This window comes from Jejuibacter sp. L23 (assembly GCF_050815825.1).
In the GTDB taxonomy this organism is placed as follows: Bacteria; Pseudomonadota; Gammaproteobacteria; order Enterobacterales; family Enterobacteriaceae; genus Jejubacter; species Jejubacter calystegiae.
In genome coordinates, this window is record NZ_CP138199.1 from 801976 (window position 1) to 819544 (window position 17569).

General features: G+C 56.3%; 14 protein-coding genes and 1 other annotated feature. Of the genes, 11 read left to right on the forward strand and 3 right to left on the reverse strand.

Annotation, left to right across the window (positions count from 1 at the left end; genetic code table 11):
• The first annotated feature begins 128 nt into the window (after nt 1–128).
• Nucleotides 129–247 (forward strand) — a sequence feature (Thr leader region).
• Between the two features lie 28 nt (nt 248–275).
• From thrA to SCU88_RS03770, 4 genes are all read left to right on the forward strand, one after another.
• The gene (gene thrA, locus SCU88_RS03755) at nt 276–2741 is read left to right on the forward strand and encodes a bifunctional aspartate kinase/homoserine dehydrogenase I (protein ID WP_138095680.1); all 2466 of its coding nucleotides are present in this window, start codon (nt 276–278) and stop codon (nt 2739–2741) included.
• Nucleotides 2742–2743: 2 nt separating this feature from the next.
• Nucleotides 2744–3673, forward strand: coding sequence for a homoserine kinase (gene thrB, locus SCU88_RS03760; RefSeq protein ID WP_175340346.1), 930 nt, complete (start codon nt 2744–2746; stop codon nt 3671–3673).
• Nucleotides 3674–3676: 3 nt separating this feature from the next.
• On the forward strand, nt 3677–4963 hold the full coding sequence (gene thrC, locus SCU88_RS03765) for a threonine synthase (protein ID WP_175340345.1): 1287 nt from the start codon (nt 3677–3679) through the stop codon (nt 4961–4963).
• A 214-nt stretch (nt 4964–5177) separates the two neighbouring features.
• Nucleotides 5178–5390 carry a hypothetical protein gene (locus SCU88_RS03770; RefSeq protein WP_175340344.1) on the forward strand — a complete coding sequence of 71 codons (213 nt, stop codon included), beginning with the start codon at nt 5178–5180 and terminating at the stop codon, nt 5388–5390.
• 34 nt (nt 5391–5424) lie between these two features.
• Here the strand turns inward: SCU88_RS03770 and yaaA are convergent, their stop codons facing one another.
• Nucleotides 5425–6198 carry a peroxide stress protein YaaA gene (gene yaaA / locus SCU88_RS03775; protein ID WP_175340343.1) on the reverse strand — a complete coding sequence of 258 codons (774 nt, stop codon included), beginning with the start codon at nt 6196–6198 and terminating at the stop codon, nt 5425–5427.
• Between the two features lie 82 nt (nt 6199–6280).
• The gene (locus SCU88_RS03780; protein WP_175340342.1) at nt 6281–7747 is read right to left on the reverse strand and encodes an amino acid carrier protein; all 1467 of its coding nucleotides are present in this window, start codon (nt 7745–7747) and stop codon (nt 6281–6283) included.
• A gap of 200 nt (nt 7748–7947) precedes the next feature.
• On the opposite strand from SCU88_RS03780, the gene tal reads away from it, so the two are divergent.
• From tal to SCU88_RS03795, 3 genes are all read left to right on the forward strand, one after another.
• A complete protein-coding gene (gene tal / locus SCU88_RS03785; RefSeq protein WP_138095686.1) occupies nt 7948–8901 on the forward strand; it encodes a transaldolase in 954 nt (317 codons plus the stop codon).
• Between the two features lie 120 nt (nt 8902–9021).
• Entirely contained in the window at nt 9022–9609 is a 588-nt protein-coding gene (gene mog, locus SCU88_RS03790; protein ID WP_138095687.1) for a molybdopterin adenylyltransferase, read from the forward strand.
• Nucleotides 9610–9734: 125 nt separating this feature from the next.
• Nucleotides 9735–11036 carry an MFS transporter gene (locus SCU88_RS03795; RefSeq protein ID WP_138095688.1) on the forward strand — a complete coding sequence of 434 codons (1302 nt, stop codon included), beginning with the start codon at nt 9735–9737 and terminating at the stop codon, nt 11034–11036.
• A gap of 37 nt (nt 11037–11073) precedes the next feature.
• On the opposite strand, the gene satP is transcribed toward SCU88_RS03795, so the two are convergent.
• The gene (satP, locus tag SCU88_RS03800) at nt 11074–11640 is read right to left on the reverse strand and encodes an acetate uptake transporter (protein ID WP_138095689.1); all 567 of its coding nucleotides are present in this window, start codon (nt 11638–11640) and stop codon (nt 11074–11076) included.
• Nucleotides 11641–11918: 278 nt separating this feature from the next.
• On the opposite strand from satP, the gene dnaK reads away from it, so the two are divergent.
• The 4 genes from dnaK (at nt 11919) to nhaR (ending at nt 17523) form a co-directional block, all read left to right on the forward strand.
• Nucleotides 11919–13832: a molecular chaperone DnaK gene (gene dnaK / locus SCU88_RS03805; RefSeq protein ID WP_138095690.1), complete on the forward strand. Its 1914-nt coding sequence runs from the start codon at nt 11919–11921 to the stop codon at nt 13830–13832.
• A 120-nt stretch (nt 13833–13952) separates the two neighbouring features.
• Nucleotides 13953–15095 (forward strand): molecular chaperone DnaJ, encoded by a 1143-nt coding sequence (gene dnaJ, locus SCU88_RS03810; RefSeq protein ID WP_175340341.1) that lies wholly within the window; start codon nt 13953–13955, stop codon nt 15093–15095.
• Nucleotides 15096–15387: 292 nt separating this feature from the next.
• Nucleotides 15388–16569 (forward strand): Na+/H+ antiporter NhaA, encoded by a 1182-nt coding sequence (nhaA, locus tag SCU88_RS03815; RefSeq protein ID WP_175340340.1) that lies wholly within the window; start codon nt 15388–15390, stop codon nt 16567–16569.
• 54 nt (nt 16570–16623) lie between these two features.
• Nucleotides 16624–17523 (forward strand): transcriptional activator NhaR, encoded by a 900-nt coding sequence (gene nhaR, locus SCU88_RS03820; protein WP_138095693.1) that lies wholly within the window; start codon nt 16624–16626, stop codon nt 17521–17523.
• The last annotated feature ends 46 nt before the right edge of the window (nt 17524–17569 follow it).

The window sequence follows — 17569 nt, forward strand, 5'->3', positions numbered from 1 at the left end:
AGGCAGGGCGTGAAAAGCTAATTACCGTGAGCAACTTAAAAATTCATTGACTTAGCCCGGCAGATACTTTAACCAATATATAACGCAAGACGGACAGAATAATTTAGAGCACACAAACATCATGATTCGCATCGGCCTGACCACCATGACCATTACCACCACCATTACCACAGGTAACGGGGCGGGCTGACGCGTACAGGAAAAAATGAAAAAAGCCCGCACCCTGAAGGATGCGGGCTTTTTTTTGAGCTTAAAAAACCAGGGGGTATCTGGAAATGCGAGTGTTGAAATTCGGCGGTACATCAGTGGCGAATGCCCAGCGATTTTTACGGGTCGCCGACATTCTGGAAAGTAATGCCGGACAGGGGCAGGTGGCGACCGTGCTTTCTGCCCCGGCCAAAATCACCAATCACCTGGTGGCAATGATTGAGAAAACCATCGCAGGCCAGGATCCTCTGCCGAATATCAGCGATGCCGAACAGATCTTCGATGCCCTGCTTCAGGGGCTGGCGGAGGCGCAACCCGGTTTTCCCCTGGAGCGTATGAAGGAGCGGGTGGGTCAGGAGTTCGCGCGAATCAAGCATGTTCTGCACGGCATCAGCCTGCTGGGGCAGTGTCCGGACGCCATCAATGCATCGCTGATTTGCCGTGGCGAGAAGCTCTCCATCGCCATTATGGAGGCGCTGCTCCAGGCGCGGGGTCATCAGGTCACTGTGCTGGACCCGGTTGAGAAGCTGCTGGCGGTGGGGCATTACCTTGAATCGACGGTGGACATTGCCGAATCTACCCGCCGTATCGCCGCCAGCCGCATCCCTACCGACCATATGATCCTGATGGCTGGTTTCACCGCCGGTAACGATAAGGGGGAGTTGGTGGTGCTGGGGCGTAATGGCTCTGACTATTCCGCCGCGGTACTGGCGGCCTGCCTGCGTGCCGACTGCTGTGAGATCTGGACCGATGTCGATGGGGTTTATACCTGCGATCCGCGCCAGGTGCCGGACGCCAGACTACTGAAGTCGATGTCCTACCAGGAAGCTATGGAGCTTTCCTACTTCGGCGCCAAAGTCCTTCACCCCCGTACGCTTTCCCCCATCGCCCAGTTCCAGATCCCCTGTCTGATTAAAAATACCGGCAATCCTCAGGCGCCGGGTACGCTGATTGGTCTGGATAGCGATGCAGCCGAAAACCTGCCGGTTAAAGGCATCTCTAACCTGAATAATATGGCGATGTTCAGCGTTTCCGGGCCGGGAATGAAAGGCATGGTTGGCATGGCGGCCCGGGTGTTCGCCACTATGTCGCGTAGCGGCATCTCGGTGGTGCTTATCACTCAGTCCTCGTCAGAGTACAGCATCAGCTTCTGCGTGCCCCAGAGCGATGCACTACGCGCCAGACGCGCCCTGGAAGAGGAATTCCATCTGGAGCTGAAAGAGGGGCTGCTGGAGCCGCTTTCCATCACCGAACGTCTGGCGATTATCTCAGTAGTGGGCGACGGTATGCGTACCCTACGCGGCATCTCGGCCAGGTTCTTCGCGGCGCTGGCCCGGGCCAACATCAATATCATAGCTATCGCTCAGGGCTCTTCCGAGCGGTCCATCTCGGTGGTAGTGAACAATGATGACGTCACCACAGGCGTGCGCGTGGTGCATCAGATGCTGTTCAACACCGAGCAGGTGCTGGAAGTATTCCTGATCGGCGTTGGCGGCGTTGGCGGCGCGCTGCTTGAGCAGATCAAGCGCCAGCAGACCTGGCTTAAGAAAAAGAATATCGATCTGCGGGTGTGCGGCGTAGCCAACTCAAGGGCCATGATCACCAATGTTCACGGTCTGGATCTCGAGGCCTGGCGCCCGGCGCTGGAAGAGGCCTCGGAGCCTTTCAACCTCGGGCGTTTGATTCGCCTGGTGAAGGATTATCACCTGTTGAACCCGGTGATCGTCGACTGCACCTCCAGCCAGGCGGTAGGCGACCAGTATGCCGACTTCCTGAGCGAAGGCTTCCACGTCGTCACGCCGAACAAGAAAGCCAATACCTCATCTATGGCTTACTACCACCAGTTGCGGACCGCAGCGGGCCGCTCGCGCCGTAAGTTCCTGTATGACACCAACGTTGGGGCGGGCCTGCCGGTTATTGAAAACCTTCAGAACCTGTTGAATGCCGGCGATGAGCTACAGCGTTTCACCGGGATTCTTTCCGGTTCGCTCTCCTTTATTTTTGGTAAGCTGGATGAGGGCATGAGCCTGTCGGAGGCGACCGGTACGGCGCGTGAGATGGGCTATACCGAGCCGGATCCGCGTGATGACCTTTCCGGTATGGACGTGGCCCGTAAGCTGCTAATCCTCGCTCGTGAAAGCGGCTACAGCCTTGAGCTGGAGGATATCGTTATCGAACCGGTACTGCCGGAAAGCTTCGATGCCAGCGGCCCGGTAGAGGAATTTATGGCGCGCCTGCCGCAGCTTGACGATCTTTTCTCTTCACGGGTGGCGCAGGCTCGGGATGAAGGTAAGGTGCTGCGCTACGTCGGGATGATTGACGAGCAGGGCGGCTGCCGGGTGCAGATCGCGGCAGTGGACGGTAACGATCCGCTTTATAAGGTGAAAAACGGCGAGAACGCGCTGGCGTTCTACAGCCACTATTATCAGCCTCTGCCGTTGGTCCTGCGCGGCTACGGCGCCGGCAATGACGTGACGGCGGCCGGTGTCTTCGCCGATCTGCTGCGCACCCTGTCCTGGAATTCGGGAGTTTAATAATGGTCAAAGTTTATGCCCCTGCCTCAATTGGCAACGTCAGCGTCGGCTTCGACGTGCTGGGGGCGGCGGTATCGCCGGCCGACGGTTCACTGCTTGGCGACTGCGTTAGCGTGGAGCGGGCCAGCCAGTTCAGCCTGGATAATGCCGGAAGTTTCGTTAGCAAGCTCCCTGCCAGGGCGCAGGACAACATTGTGTACCAGTGCTGGGAGCGTTTCTGCGAGGAGCTAGGCGAGCAGATTCCGGTGGCGATGACCCTGGAAAAGAATATGCCGATTGGATCCGGATTGGGATCCAGCGCCTGTTCAGTCGTTGCGGCGCTGGTCGCGCTCAATGAATTTTGCGATCGGCCTCTGGATCAGACCCGTCTGCTGGCGCTGATGGGGGAGCTGGAAGGGCGGATCTCCGGTAGCGTCCACTACGATAACGTGGCGCCCTGCTATCTGGGCGGTATGCAACTGATGATAGAAGAGCAGGGGATTATCAGCCAGTCGGTGCCTTGCTTTGAAGAGTGGTTCTGGGTGATGGCTTACCCGGGAATTAAAGTTTCCACCGCTGAAGCCCGGGCGATTCTGCCAGCGCAGTATCGTCGTCAGGACTGTATCAGCCACGGGCGCGGTCTGGCAGGCTTTATTCACGCCTGCCACAGTGGCCAGCCGGCGCTTGCGGCAGCGCTGATGCGTGATGTCATCGCCGAGCCCTACCGGGCGAAGCTGCTGCCGGGCTTTGCCGAAGCCCGACGCGCCGTTGGTGAGATCGGCGCGCTGGCCTGTGGTATTTCCGGCTCTGGCCCGACCCTGTTTGCGGTATGCGATAAGCAGGAAACGGCGCAGCGCGCGGCGGACTGGCTCAGCCAGCACTATTTACAGAATGATGAAGGCTTCGTTCATATTTGCCGTCTGGATACGGCGGGCGCACGAGTACTGGGATAACGCATGAAACTCTATAATCTGAAAGATCATAACGAGCAGGTCAGCTTTGCGCAGGCCGTGACACAGGGACTGGGGAAAAATCAGGGGCTGTTTTTTCCGCACGGGCTGCCGGAATTTAGCCTGACGGAGATCGACGAACTGCTGGAGATGGACTTTGTTCCGCGCAGCAGTCGCATTCTCTCGGCCTTTATCGGCGACGAAATTACGCCGGAAATTCTGGAGGAGCGGGTACGCGCCGCCTTCACCTTCCCGGCGCCGGTGACGAAAGTCAGTGACGATGTGGCCTGTCTGGAGCTGTTTCACGGCCCGACTCTGGCGTTCAAGGATTTTGGCGGTCGCTTTATGGCCCAGATGCTGACGCATATCAGCGGCGATAAGCCGGTGACTATCCTGACCGCCACCTCTGGCGATACCGGTGCCGCAGTCGCTCACGCCTTCTACGGTCTGAAAAATGTGCGGGTGGTAATTCTCTATCCGCGCGGCAAGATAAGCCCGCTGCAGGAGAAGCTGTTCTGTACGCTTGGTGGCAATATTGAAACTGTCGCGGTGGAAGGCGATTTCGATGACTGCCAGGCGCTGGTGAAACAGGCCTTCGACGATGAGCCTCTGAAGCAGCAACTGGGGCTGAATTCCGCGAACTCCATCAACATCAGCCGCCTGCTGGCGCAGATTTGCTACTACTTTGAAGCCGTGGCGCAGCTGCCTCAGGAAGCGCGTAATCAGTTAGTAGTTTCGGTGCCGAGCGGTAACTTCGGCGATCTGACCGCCGGGCTGCTGGCGAAAGCGCTGGGGCTGCCAGTGAAGCGTTTTATCGCTGCGACTAACGTTAACGACACCGTTCCGCGCTATCTGGAAAGCGGCGAGTGGTCGCCCCATTCGACCCGCGCGACGCTTTCCAATGCGATGGATGTCAGCCAGCCTAACAACTGGCCGCGGGTTGAAGAGCTGTTCCGTCGTAAGACCTGGCGCCTGAGCGATCTTGGCTACGCCGCCGTGGATGATGAAACCACCAAAGAGACCGTGCGCAAACTGAAAGGGCTGGGTTATCTTTCCGAGCCCCATGCCGCAGTGGCCTGGCGTGCGTTGCGCGATAATCTACAGCCTGGTGAGTTTGGTCTGTTTTTGGGTACGGCGCATCCGGCGAAGTTTAAGGAGAGCGTCGAGGAGATCCTTGGCGAATCGCTGGAACTGCCCGAAGCGCTGGCTGAACGTGCCGATCTTCCTCTGCTATCCAGCGTTATACCGGCAGATTTCACTGTTTTGAGTCAGCTTCTTCTGAAAAGTAAATAAGAGATTTCTTCTGTTAAAAGCCGCCTTGATTGGCGGTTTTTTTATTTATATCCGTAATTGTGAAGATAATGTGCAGAAAAATGGCAGTAAATAAGCATAAATTATCTATGCGTGCTGCCAGGAGAGAATTAGGACTTCACAGGATAAAAAACTAATTCGGGCTCTTATAGGATGAATGCGTAGTCCCGAAAGGGGCGAGAATAAGGAGAAGACGATGTTAAGAGCCTTCACACTGGCATTCATAATGATGATAGCGGCGCCCTTTGCGGCACAGGCCCACGATCACCGGCCGCCGCCGCCGCGCCACCACCATTTCGACCACGAACGTCATCACTGGCATCGTCCGCCGCCGCCACCGCCGCGTTACCACCATCACGGGCATCGGCCGCCGCCGCCGCACTATCATCACCATCACCACCGCTATTAATCAAAACGCCAGCCTTCGAGCTGGCGTTTTGACGTTAACGTTCGTGGCGTTTAAAGACCAGTTCACCGGAGTCTGAGGCGCTGGCATCAAAGAAGTAGCCGTCGCTATCAAACGCCGTGAGCTGTTCTGGTCGGGTCAGTCGATTTTCGATGATATAGCGACTCATCAGGCCGCGCGCTTTCTTGGCGTAGAAGCTAATCACCTTGAACTTGCCATTTTTCTCATCCAGAAAGACCGGCTTAATCAGCGTCGCTTTCAATTTTTGCGGCCGTACCGATTTAAAGTATTCATCCGAAGCCAGGTTGATCACCACGTCGTCATTCTGCTCTGTCAGGGTGGCATTCAGGGTATCGGTAATGATGTCGCCCCAGAAGCTATAGAGATCCTTACCTTGTGGGTTCGCCAGTTTGATGCCCATCTCCAGACGATAGGGCTGCATCAGATCCAGGGGGCGCAACACGCCGTACAGGCCGGAGAGCATGCGCAAATGGCGCTGAGCGAAGTCGAAATCCTCTTCGCTTAAGGTTTCTGCCTGCAGACCGGTGTAGACATCGCCTTTAAAGGCAAGGATAGCCTGACGGGCGTTTTGCGGCGTGAAGTCCGGGTGCCAGTCATGGAAGCGCGTTGCATTGAGCGATGCCAGCTTATCGCTAATGCCCATTAGCGAAGCAATTTGTGGTTCGGAAAGCTTACGGGCCTCACGGATCAACTGCTGCGAATACTCCAGCAGCGCAGGCTGGGTATAGCGCTGTGTGGCAAGGGGGCTCTGGTAATCCAGAGTTTTGGCAGGTGAAATCAGAATAAGCATCTCTTTTCCTTGCGAGGTTGATTCAGGTTCTGGCGGACCATACGGAATTCAGCCCGGACTACTGTAGCAAATCTGGCGGATGTTATGGCCGATGGTTGTAATTGGAAGCCGATGGCGTACTGCGCTTCGCATTATCCCAGACGCCGGGCTCCAGCTGGCTATGAATTTCCGGAAAGCGTTCAGGATTAAAGACCGGCATCTTACCCAGCGCTCGCTGGCGTCGCCAGTCCCCGATCAACTCCCGGACCACCGGCGACAATAGCAGAATGGCAATCAGGTTAACGATCGCCATCAGAGCCGTCATTATCGTTGCCAGTTGCCAGACCCCCGGCATATAAAACAGGCAGCCGGCAATAACGGTGAGCAGTATGCTCAGCCGAAAGAGCAGGCGCCGGCTGGCCGTTGGGCGCAGCATAAAGTTCAGGTTATTCTCGGCATAAACGACGTTGGCGATAATTGTGGTGAAGGCAAACAGCACAACAATCAGAGTGACCAGCGTGCTACCCCACTGTCCCACCAATGAGGCCATCGCCAGGCGTAGAATCGAGAGGCCGTTGCTTTGTAGCTCGGGGATGTCGAGCACGCCGGAAAGCAGGATGACCATGGCTGTGATACTGCACAACACCAGCGTATCGAAGGCCACGCCAACCATCTGTACCAGCCCCTGGGCCGCCGGATGAGGAGGCCAGGAAACCGCCGCCGCCGCGACATTAGGCGTTGAACCCACCCCCGCTTCGTTAGAGAACATCCCGTGCTGAAATCCCTGGCTTAATGCCTGGCTCAGGGTATAGCCGAGTGTACCGGCGGCAACTTCGTGCCAGCCGAAGGCGCCGCGCAGCACCAGTCCAAGGACCGAAGGTATCTGGTCGATATGCCATAGCATTAGCCCCAGGCCCGGCAGTAGCCAGCACAGGCTCATTATCGGCACCAGCCACAGCGCAATGGCGGCGACGCCCTGAATGCCGCGGCGAATGGCCAGCGCGCACAGGACGAATAGCGTGATGCTAATCGCCAGCGGGGAAATATTAAAGGTTTGATGCAGCGCCCGGGAAATGGCGGAAGCCTGAAGATAGTTAGCGATAAAGCCAAAGGCGACAATCAGCATGACGGCGAACAGGCTGCCCATCCAGCGCATACCCAGGCCCCGGGTCATGTACCAGGCGGGGCCGCCCTGAAACTGTCCGCGGTCGTTACGGGTTTTATAAAGCTGCGCCAGAGTACATTCGGCAAAGGAGATCCCCATACCGATAATGCCGGTGACCCACATCCAGAAGATGGCGCCGGGCCCGCCAGCGGCCAGCGCTATTGCTACGCCGGACAGACTGCCGACGCCGACCCGCGCCGCAAGGCTGATAAGCAGCGCCTGAAGTGCGCTAAGACCGTCTCGCGGTGGCGTGATACCTCGTCTGAGCAGGGGGCAAAACATGCGCAAATGACGAAACTGGATATAACCGGTGTGCCAGGTAAACCAGATGCCCGCGCCAGCCAGCAGATAGATAAGAATTGAGCCCCATATCAGGTCGCTCATGAATAACAGAAAATCGTGCATTGATATCCTTTAATGCCGCGCCCTGGCCGTTCCGTGCCGCGCGCTGATTCGGCCGTCCGTCATGTCGTGGTGATAAGTCTTAGAGTTTATCACAGAGGGTAACTCCTGGGTGACTCCGGTTGCACCGAAAGAGGGGCGTGATATTATCGAGTGAGACCGGTTACATCTCACTAACAAGTAGTTTTAACGAGAAATCTATCATGACGGATAAATTGACCTCCCTGCGTCAGTACACCACAGTCGTGGCTGACACCGGAGACATCGCGGCGATGAAGCTGTATCAGCCGCAGGATGCCACAACCAACCCTTCACTGATTCTCAATGCCGCTCAGATTCCTGAATACCGTAAGCTTATCGACGATGCCGTTGAATGGGCACGCGGCCAGAGCAGCGATCGTGCGCAGCAGGTGGTGGATGCTACCGACAAGCTGGCGGTAAACATCGGCCTTGAGATCCTGAAACTGATCCCCGGTCGTATTTCTACCGAGGTTGATGCGCGTCTCTCTTACGATACCGAAGCGAGCATCGCCAAGGCGAAGCGCCTGATCAAGATGTACAATGATGCCGGTATCGGCAACGACCGCATCCTTATCAAACTGGCCTCTACCTGGCAGGGGATTCGCGCAGCTGAACAGCTGGAAAAAGAGGGCATCAACTGTAACCTGACCCTGCTGTTCTCCTTCGCTCAGGCGCGTGCCTGCGCCGAAGCGGGCGTTTACCTGATCTCGCCGTTCGTTGGCCGTATCCTCGACTGGTACAAAGCTAATACCGACAAGAAAGAGTATGCGCCTGCGGAAGATCCAGGCGTGGTATCAGTGAGTGAAATCTACCAGTATTACAAAGAGCACGGTTATGAAACCGTGGTGATGGGCGCCAGCTTCCGTAACGTTGGCGAGATCCTGGAACTGGCGGGCTGCGACCGTCTGACCATTGCACCGGCTCTGCTCAAAGAACTGGCCGATAGCGAAGGCGCCATCGAACGCAAACTGGCCTGGGCGGGCGACGTGAAGGCGCGTCCGGAGCGCATGACCGAGTCTGCATTCCTGTGGAGCCATAACCAGGATCCGATGGCGGTCGACAAACTGGCGGAAGGTATCCGCAAGTTCGCCATTGACCAGGAAAAACTGGAAAAAATGGTCAGCGACCTGCTGTAATTCCCCCGTGGCCGGGTAACCGGCCACGTTCTCACTCCCCCCGAGCTTTCACCTCCTTCTGTCTGCAATTCCCTTCACAGTGTATGATTCGGGTATGAACCACTGATTTACGGACTTGCTATGAACACCTTACGTATTGGCTTAGTTTCTATTTCCGATCGGGCCTCCAGCGGCGTCTACCAGGATAAGGGCATTCCGGCTCTGGAAAGCTGGCTGGAGCAGGCGCTTGCCACCCCGTACCAGCTGGAACGACGCCTGATCCCTGATGAACGTCAGCTTATTGAACAAACCCTGTGTGAACTGGTCGACGAGATGGGCTGCCATCTGGTATTGACCACTGGCGGTACCGGACCTGCCCGACGTGACGTCACGCCGGATGCAACCCTGGCGGTGGCCGACCGGGAAATGCCGGGGTTCGGTGAGCAGATGCGTCAGGTGAGTCTGCGTTTTGTCCCTACGGCCATTCTGTCGCGCCAGGTGGGTGTGATTCGTAAACAGGCGCTGATCCTCAACCTGCCCGGTCAGCCGAAAGCGATTCAGGAAACCCTGGAAGGGGTGAGGGACGATGCGGGTAACGTGCTGGTACAGGGTATCTTCGCCAGCGTGCCGTACTGCATCCAGTTGCTGGAAGGCCCTTATGTCGAAACTCACGCCCAGGTGGTTGCCGCCTTTCGTCCGAAAAGCGCCAGGCGTGAAAATGTCGGCTGAGTTCGCTTTTTTACATCATCGATAGTCGTATATCTCTGGCACAGCGCGATTTTATCGTTATAGTAACTCCATATTTACAATTAAATGGAAACTATTCGATACACTCGAGGGGTGACGGTTTATCTATGGCTCAGGACACGCGACCACTCAACCGCCAGGACTATAAAACGCTGGCGCTGGCTGCCCTTGGCGGGGCGCTGGAGTTCTACGATTTCATCATATTCGTTTTTTTCGCAGCGGTAGTGGGGGCGCTGTTCTTCCCGCCGGACGTTCCCGAATGGCTGCGCCAGGTTCAGACCTTCGGCATTTTTGCCGCCGGTTATCTGATTCGCCCACTCGGCGGTATTGTGATGGCGCACTTTGGCGATCGCAGCGGCCGTAAACGTATGTTTACCCTGAGTATCCTGATGATGGCGTTGCCGACCCTGGCGATTGGCCTGCTGCCGACCTGGGATACGCTCGGCGTCGCAGCGCCGCTGCTGTTGCTGGTCATGCGGTTACTACAGGGGGCGGCTATCGGCGGCGAAGTGCCGGGCGCCTGGGTTTTTGTGGCTGAGCATGTGCCGGAGCGGCGTACCGGGCTGGCCTGTGGCATTCTGACCGCAGGGCTGACGCTGGGGATTTTGCTGGGCTCACTGGTGGCGACCCTGGTGAATTCGCTGTTAACGCCCGATGCGGTACAAGGCTGGGGCTGGCGAATTCCGTTTTTGCTCGGTGGCATCTTCGGGCTAATGGCGATGTATCTGCGGCGCTGGTTACAGGAGACGCCGGTCTTTGTGGAGCTGCAACAGCGTAAAATGCTGGCGCGCGAACTGCCGGTGAGAGCGGTCGTCACCCGTCATCGTAAAGCCGTGATGGTCTCTATGCTGCTTACCTGGCTGCTGTCGGCCGGTATTGTGGTGGTGATCCTGATGGCGCCGACCTGGCTTCAGCAGCAGGCCGCTATCGCACCAGCCCGGGCGCTGCAGGCTAACAGCGTGGCGACCATTATGCTGTGTTGCGGCTGTCTGCTGGCGGGGCTGGCTGCCGATCGCTTCGGCGCCGGTAAGACCTTCATGGTGGGAAGCCTGGTACTGGCGCTGTGCAGCGCGCTGTTTTATCACCTGATGCTGAGTCATCCTGAGTCGCTGTTTCTGCTCTATGGCCTGGTGGGCCTCAGCGTCGGTGTAGTGGGCGCCGTTCCTTTTGTCATGGTGCGGGCCTTTCCGCCGGAGGTGCGCTTTTCCGGGCTCTCTTTTTCTTACAACATGTCCTATGCCGTCTTTGGCGGGCTGTCGCCGATTGCGGTAACGCTAATGATGGGGATCTCCCCGCTGGCGCCGGCCTGGTATGTACTGGCTCTGGCATTGATGGGGCTGGTTATCGGTTTCTGGCTCTGGCGTTCGCCGCAGGTGACCGGTGACTTGCAGACCCAGCGGGTGATGTGAGGGTAGGGCCCTCGCCGTCAGGCGAGGGCCAGGAACGTTAGTGACGTTCGCCAATCGGCAGCAGGGTACGGCCTGCTTTTTCATTAAGCACTTCCGCCATCGCCGTCCAGAAGGCGCTGGCGCCGCAGGTAATGCCGACCCAACCGGCGATGCGTACCGTCTGCGCGCTGTCGGCCAGATGGCCGATGGCGAGCAGGGCGAAGAGCACGGTCAGGCTCAGGAAGACGAACTGCAGGGCGCGGTTGCCTCCCAGGGTGCCGAAGAACATAAACAGCGTGAAAATACCCCACAGGCCGAGCCAGGCCCCCATAAACTGGCTATTTGCCGCTTCAGCCAGCCCCATTTTCGGCATCAGCAGAATAGCGACCAGCGTCATCCAGAAGCAGCCGTAAGAGGTGAACGCCGTCAGACCGAAGGTATTTCCTTTTTTATATTCCAGCACTCCGGCAATAATTTGCGCGAGACCGCCATAAAAGAGCCCCATCGCCAGAATAATGCCGTCGAGAGGGAACAGATTAATATTATGCAGATTGAGCAGGATGGTGGTCATGCCAAAGCCCATCAGGCCCAGCGGAGCCGGGTTAGCCAGTTTTACAGTTTCCATAAAGCCTCAGTATCATCATTAACAAAACAGCCACTCTCCGGCGGCTGGCGGCGCATCATATAGGGGCTCTGTTTGCTGCGTCTTTGATCGAAAGGGGTAAGAATGAAATTTTTTTTGTCTTCCCCCTTGATGGCGAGCGGGACGACCCCATCTTGTAGACAACCAACGAAGAGTGAATCTGAAAAAAAAGCGAATCCGGGCGGTTGAAAGAGACAATTTTGCCCTTATTACAGGTTCACGATCATCAAAGATGACGAATTTTTAGTGGAGACGTTTAGATGGGTAAAATTATTGGTATCGACCTGGGTACTACCAACTCTTGTGTAGCTATTATGGATGGCACTCAGGCACGTGTGCTCGAGAACGCAGAAGGTGAACGCACCACGCCTTCTATCATTGCATATACTCAGGATGGTGAAACTCTGGTGGGTCAGCCGGCTAAACGTCAGGCGGTGACGAACCCGCAGAACACCCTGTTTGCAATCAAGCGTCTGATCGGCCGTCGCTTCCAGGACGAAGAAGTCCAGCGTGATGTGTCCATCATGCCGTACAAAATTGTGGGCGCTGATAACGGCGACGCATGGATTGAAGTTAAAGATCAGAAAATGGCACCGCCGCAGATTTCTGCTGAAGTGCTGAAGAAAATGAAAAAGACCGCCGAGGACTACCTGGGCGAGCCGGTGACCGAAGCTGTTATCACCGTACCGGCCTACTTTAACGATGCGCAGCGTCAGGCAACCAAAGACGCCGGTCGTATCGCGGGCTTGGAAGTGAAACGTATCATCAACGAACCGACCGCTGCTGCGCTGGCTTACGGTCTGGACAAGCAGACCGGTAACCGCACTATCGCGGTATACGACCTGGGTGGTGGTACCTTCGATATCTCCATCATCGAAATCGATGACGTTGACGGCGAAAAAACCTTTGAAGTTCTGGCAACCAACGGTGATACCCACCTGGGTGGTGAAGACTTCGATACCCGTCTGATCAACTACCTGGTTGACGAGTTTAAGAAAGATCAGGGCATCGACCTGCGTAATGACCCGCTGGCGATGCAGCGCCTGAAAGAAGCGGCAGAAAAAGCGAAAATCGAACTTTCTTCTGCCCAGCAGACCGACGTGAACCTGCCGTACATCACCGCAGACGCCACCGGTCCGAAACACATGAACATCAAGGTGACCCGTGCCAAACTGGAATCCCTGGTGGAAGATCTGGTTAACCGCTCTATCGAGCCGCTGAAAGTCGCGCTGCAGGACGCTGGGCTGTCGGTTTCCGACATCCATGACGTTATCCTGGTTGGCGGTCAGACCCGTATGCCGATGGTGCAGAAGAAAGTTGCCGAATTCTTCGGTAAAGATCCGCGTAAAGACGTAAACCCGGACGAAGCCGTGGCTATTGGCGCTGCGGTACAGGGCGGCGTACTGACCGGTGAAGTGAAAGATGTTCTGCTGCTGGACGTCACTCCGCTCTCCCTTGGGATTGAAACCATGGGCGGCGTGATGACTGCGCTTATCAACAAGAACACCACTATCCCGACCAAGCACAGCCAGGTCTTCTCTACCGCAGAGGACAACCAGGCCGCCGTGACCATTCACGTGCTGCAGGGTGAGCGTAAGCGTGCGGGCGATAACAAGTCTCTGGGTCAGTTCAACCTGGATGGCATTAACCCGGCACCGCGCGGTATGCCGCAGATCGAAGTCACCTTCGACATCGACGCCGACGGTATTCTGCACGTTTCCGCGAAAGATAAAAACAGCGGTAAAGAGCAGAAGATCACCATTAAGGCCTCTTCCGGTCTGAACGAGGAAGAGATCAACAAGATGGTGCAGGAAGCTGAAGCTAACGCTGAATCTGACCGTAAGTTTGAGGAGCTGGTACAGACCCGCAACCAGGCGGATCACCTGGTACACAGCACCCGCAAACAGGTTGAAGAAGCGGGCGACAAGCTGCCGGCGGAAGACAAAACCGCTATCGAATCTGCGCTGAGCGCGCTGGAAACTTCCCTGAAAGGTGAAGATAAAGCTGATATCGAAGCGAAGATGCAGGAGCTGGCGCAGGCTTCAGCCAAACTGGTTGAAATCGCTCAGCAGAATGCACAGCAGCAGGCACAGCCTGGTGCAGAAGCCGGTGCTGACAAGAACGACGACGTGGTAGACGCGGAGTTCGAAGAAGTTAAAGAAAACAAAAAATAATCGCCCTTTGAGTGGGTAAGATTGTTCGCACGGGCGTAGAGGTTTTTCCTCCACGCCCGTTTATTCATCTATTCCCGGGAGGTTTTCTGAATCTATTCGGGGATAAGGGCAGATAAAAAGATGGCGAAGAAAGACTACTACGAGATTTTAGGCGTCGCGAAAGATGCGGAAGAGCGCGACATCAAAAAAGCCTATAAACGCCTGGCCATGAAGTTCCACCCGGACCGCAATCCCGGGAATAAAGAGGCCGAAGATAAGTTTAAAGAGATCAAAGAAGCCTACGAAATTCTGACCGATGCCCAGAAGCGTGCGGCCTACGATCAGTATGGCCATGCCGCCTTTGAACAGGGTGGAATGGGCGGTGGCGGCTTCGGTGGCGGCTTTGGCGGCGGTGGAGCTGACTTCAGCGATATCTTTGGCGACGTATTTGGCGATATCTTTGGCGGCGGTCGCAGAACCCGTGCCGCTCGCGGTGCCGATTTACGCTACAACATGGAGCTGTCGCTGGAAGAAGCGGTACGCGGCGTGACCAAAGAGATCCGTATCCCGACTCTGGAAGAGTGCGACCTGTGCCATGGCAGCGGCGCGAAGGCAGGCTCCAAGCCGCAGACCTGTCCCACCTGTCACGGTGCCGGCCAGGTGCAGATGCGTCAGGGCTTCTTTACCGTACAGCAGACCTGTCCACACTGTCAGGGCCGCGGTACGCTGATTACCGACCCTTGCACCAAATGTCACGGCCATGGTCGCGTCGAGAAGAGCAAAACGCTGTCAGTGAAAATTCCGGCTGGGGTGGACACTGGCGATCGCATCCGCCTGGCGGGCGAGGGTGAAGCGGGTGAGCATGGCGCACCGGCAGGAGATCTCTACGTTCAGGTGCAGGTTAAACCGCATCCGATCTTTGAACGTGAAGGGAATAATCTGTACTGCGAAGTACCGATCAACTTTACGATGGCGGCACTGGGCGGCGAGATTGAAGTTCCGACCCTGGATGGCCGTGTGAATCTGAAGGTGCCGGGTGAAACTCAGACCGGTAAGCTGTTCCGCATGCGCGGTAAAGGCGTGAAATCGGTACGCGGCGGCGCGCAGGGGGACCTGCTGTGCCGGGTTGTGGTTGAAACCCCGGTCAACCTGAACGAGAGGCAGAAGCAGTTGCTTAATGAGCTGCAGGAAAGCTTTGGCGGCCCGACCGGCGAGAAAAACAGCCCGCGCTCCAAAAGTTTCTTCGACGGCGTGAAAAAGTTCTTTGACGATCTGACCCGCTAACGTCGGGGCATTCGCCAGATAGAACCTTAAGGGACTGCCGGTCCCTTAAGGTTTTTTTACACCTGCCTTGCGTTACAGTTCTGAATAACAGGTTTTTCCGTGTGGTTATTATTTTGCGGATTTCTCACCGGTATCGCATCATGACCCCAGTAAAAAGGCCATTGTCCGTTCTTCTTGCATTATACTTATCGTTAAAACCGAGTGTTACGGCAGTAATAACCTGCTTTTAGCGAATATTTATTCTGTCCTATGATAGTTGTCACTTCGGTTTTACTTGATGAGACAGCGAATAATGAAACAATTACAACGCTTCTTCAGCAGCGATGCTTCAGGTGGCGTGTTGCTGATTATTACTGCCGCACTGGCGATGCTTCTGGCCAATATGTCCACCACTCAGGCGGAGTATTTCTCCTTCCTCAATATGCCGGTTGAGCTAAAGTTGGGCAGCCTGGAGATCCACAAAAACATGCTGCTGTGGATCAACGACGCCCTGATGGCCTGCTTCTTCCTGATGATTGGCCTGGAAGTTAAACGCGAACTGGTGTCCGGCTCGCTGGCCAGCCGCCGTCAGGCTGTTTTCCCCATCATTGCGGCGGCTGGCGGTATGGTAGTGCCGGCCGTAATCTATCTGTTGTTCAATATGCAGGATCCCGTTACCCGCCAGGGTTGGGCAATTCCGGCTGCGACCGATATCGCTTTTGCGTTAGGGATTCTGGCGCTGTTGGGCAACCGGGTTCCGGCATCGCTGAAGATCTTCCTGATGGCGCTGGCGATTATCGACGACCTGGGCGCGATAGTGATCATCGCGCTGTTCTATACCAGTGACCTGTCGGTACTGTCGCTGGGCGTGGCTGCCGCCGCCATTGTGGCGTTGGTGATGCTGAATCTGTTTAACGTGAGACGGATTGGAATCTACCTGCTGGTGGGGGTGGTGCTGTGGACCGCGGTGCTAAAATCGGGCGTTCACGCAACGCTTGCCGGGGTGATTATCGGCTTCCTGATCCCGCTTAAGCCGGAGAAAGGGCATTCACCGGCCCGGGAACTGGAGCATATTCTACACCCCTGGGTTTCGTTCCTGATTCTGCCGCTGTTCGCCTTCGCGAATGCCGGGGTTCCGCTGCAGGGCGTTACCCTGGGCGGGCTGACTTCTCTGCTACCGCTGGGCATTATCGCTGGTCTGCTGGTAGGCAAGCCGCTTGGTATCAGCCTCTTCTGCTGGGTGGCCCTGAAGCTGAAGCTGGCTTCATTGCCGGAAGGGACAACCTGTCGGGATATCGTTGCGGTGGGTGTGCTGTGCGGTATTGGCTTCACCATGTCGATCTTTATCGCGACCCTGGCGTTCGGCGATATCGATCCTGAGCTTATCACCTGGGCGAAGCTGGGGATTCTGGTGGGGTCGATGCTCTCCGCAGTACTGGGATATATCATGTTGAGAATGCGGCTCTCAGGGCGTGAGGCACAGCATACGCACTAACATAAGGCGGCCCCGTAACGGGGCCGCAGGGATTTCCATCACGGAGTGACGCTTATGCCCCATATAAACTACAACCATCTGTACTATTTCTGGCACGTCTGCAAAGAGGGATCGGTTGTGGGGGCCGCCGAGGTGCTCTATCTGACGCCTCAAACCATTACCGGGCAGATTAAACTGCTGGAAGAGCGTCTGCAGGGCAAGCTGTTCAAGCGCAAGGGGCGAGGTCTGGAGCCTTCTGAACTGGGTCAGCTGGTGTTCCGCTATGCGGACCGGATGTTCACCCTGAGCCAGGAGATGCTGGATATCGTCAACTACCGCAAAGAGTCTCATTTGCTGTTTGACGTTGGGGTCGCGGATGCGCTTTCCAAACGGCTGGTCAGCGGCGTACTGGATGCGGCGGTGGAAGAGGACAGCCAGATTCGGTTGCGCTGTTTCGAGTCTACCCACGAATTGCTGCTGGAGCAGCTCAGCCAGCATAAGCTGGACATGATCCTTTCTGACTGTCCTGTCGATTCATCCCAGCAGGAGGGGCTGTTTTCGGTGAAGATTGGTGAATGTGGCGTGAGCTTCTGGAGCCAGGCGCCGCTGCCGGGGAAACCGTTTCCCGCCTGTCTGGAGGAACGCAGTTTGTTGATTCCCGGGCGCCGTTCCATGCTGGGGCGTAAGCTACTGAACTGGATCAACGCGCAGGATTTAAAGGTACAGATCCTTGGTGAGTTTGACGATGCGGCGCTGATGAAAGCCTTTGGCGCTGCGCATAATGCGATCTTTGTGGCGCCGACCCTTTACGCTTACGACTTCTACCGCGATGAAGAGATTGTGGAGATAGGGCGGATGGATAACGTGATGGAGGAGTACCACGTGATTTTCGCCGAGCGTATGATTCAACATCCGGCGGTACAGCGTATCTGCAACCGGGATTATTCGGCGCTGTTCGCCAACCCTATACGCTGATTCAGGACATAAAAAAACCCGCATCGGCGGGTTTTTTTATCAAGCA

What these genes read in the sequence shown, in the direction of transcription:
- thrA (WP_138095680.1), top strand. Translation starts at nt 276, where the DNA reads ATGCGAGTGTTGAAATTCGGCGGTACATCAGTGGCGAATGCCCAGCGA.
- thrB (WP_175340346.1), top strand. Translation starts at nt 2,744, where the DNA reads ATGGTCAAAGTTTATGCCCCTGCCTCAATTGGCAACGTCAGCGTCGGC.
- thrC (WP_175340345.1), top strand. Translation starts at nt 3,677, where the DNA reads ATGAAACTCTATAATCTGAAAGATCATAACGAGCAGGTCAGCTTTGCG.
- SCU88_RS03770 (WP_175340344.1), top strand. Translation starts at nt 5,178, where the DNA reads ATGTTAAGAGCCTTCACACTGGCATTCATAATGATGATAGCGGCGCCC.
- yaaA (WP_175340343.1), bottom strand. Translation starts at nt 6,198, where the DNA reads ATGCTTATTCTGATTTCACCTGCCAAAACTCTGGATTACCAGAGCCCC.
- SCU88_RS03780 (WP_175340342.1), bottom strand. Translation starts at nt 7,747, where the DNA reads ATGCACGATTTTCTGTTATTCATGAGCGACCTGATATGGGGCTCAATT.
- tal (WP_138095686.1), top strand. Translation starts at nt 7,948, where the DNA reads ATGACGGATAAATTGACCTCCCTGCGTCAGTACACCACAGTCGTGGCT.
- mog (WP_138095687.1), top strand. Translation starts at nt 9,022, where the DNA reads ATGAACACCTTACGTATTGGCTTAGTTTCTATTTCCGATCGGGCCTCC.
- SCU88_RS03795 (WP_138095688.1), top strand. Translation starts at nt 9,735, where the DNA reads ATGGCTCAGGACACGCGACCACTCAACCGCCAGGACTATAAAACGCTG.
- satP (WP_138095689.1), bottom strand. Translation starts at nt 11,640, where the DNA reads ATGGAAACTGTAAAACTGGCTAACCCGGCTCCGCTGGGCCTGATGGGC.
- dnaK (WP_138095690.1), top strand. Translation starts at nt 11,919, where the DNA reads ATGGGTAAAATTATTGGTATCGACCTGGGTACTACCAACTCTTGTGTA.
- dnaJ (WP_175340341.1), top strand. Translation starts at nt 13,953, where the DNA reads ATGGCGAAGAAAGACTACTACGAGATTTTAGGCGTCGCGAAAGATGCG.
- nhaA (WP_175340340.1), top strand. Translation starts at nt 15,388, where the DNA reads ATGAAACAATTACAACGCTTCTTCAGCAGCGATGCTTCAGGTGGCGTG.
- nhaR (WP_138095693.1), top strand. Translation starts at nt 16,624, where the DNA reads ATGCCCCATATAAACTACAACCATCTGTACTATTTCTGGCACGTCTGC.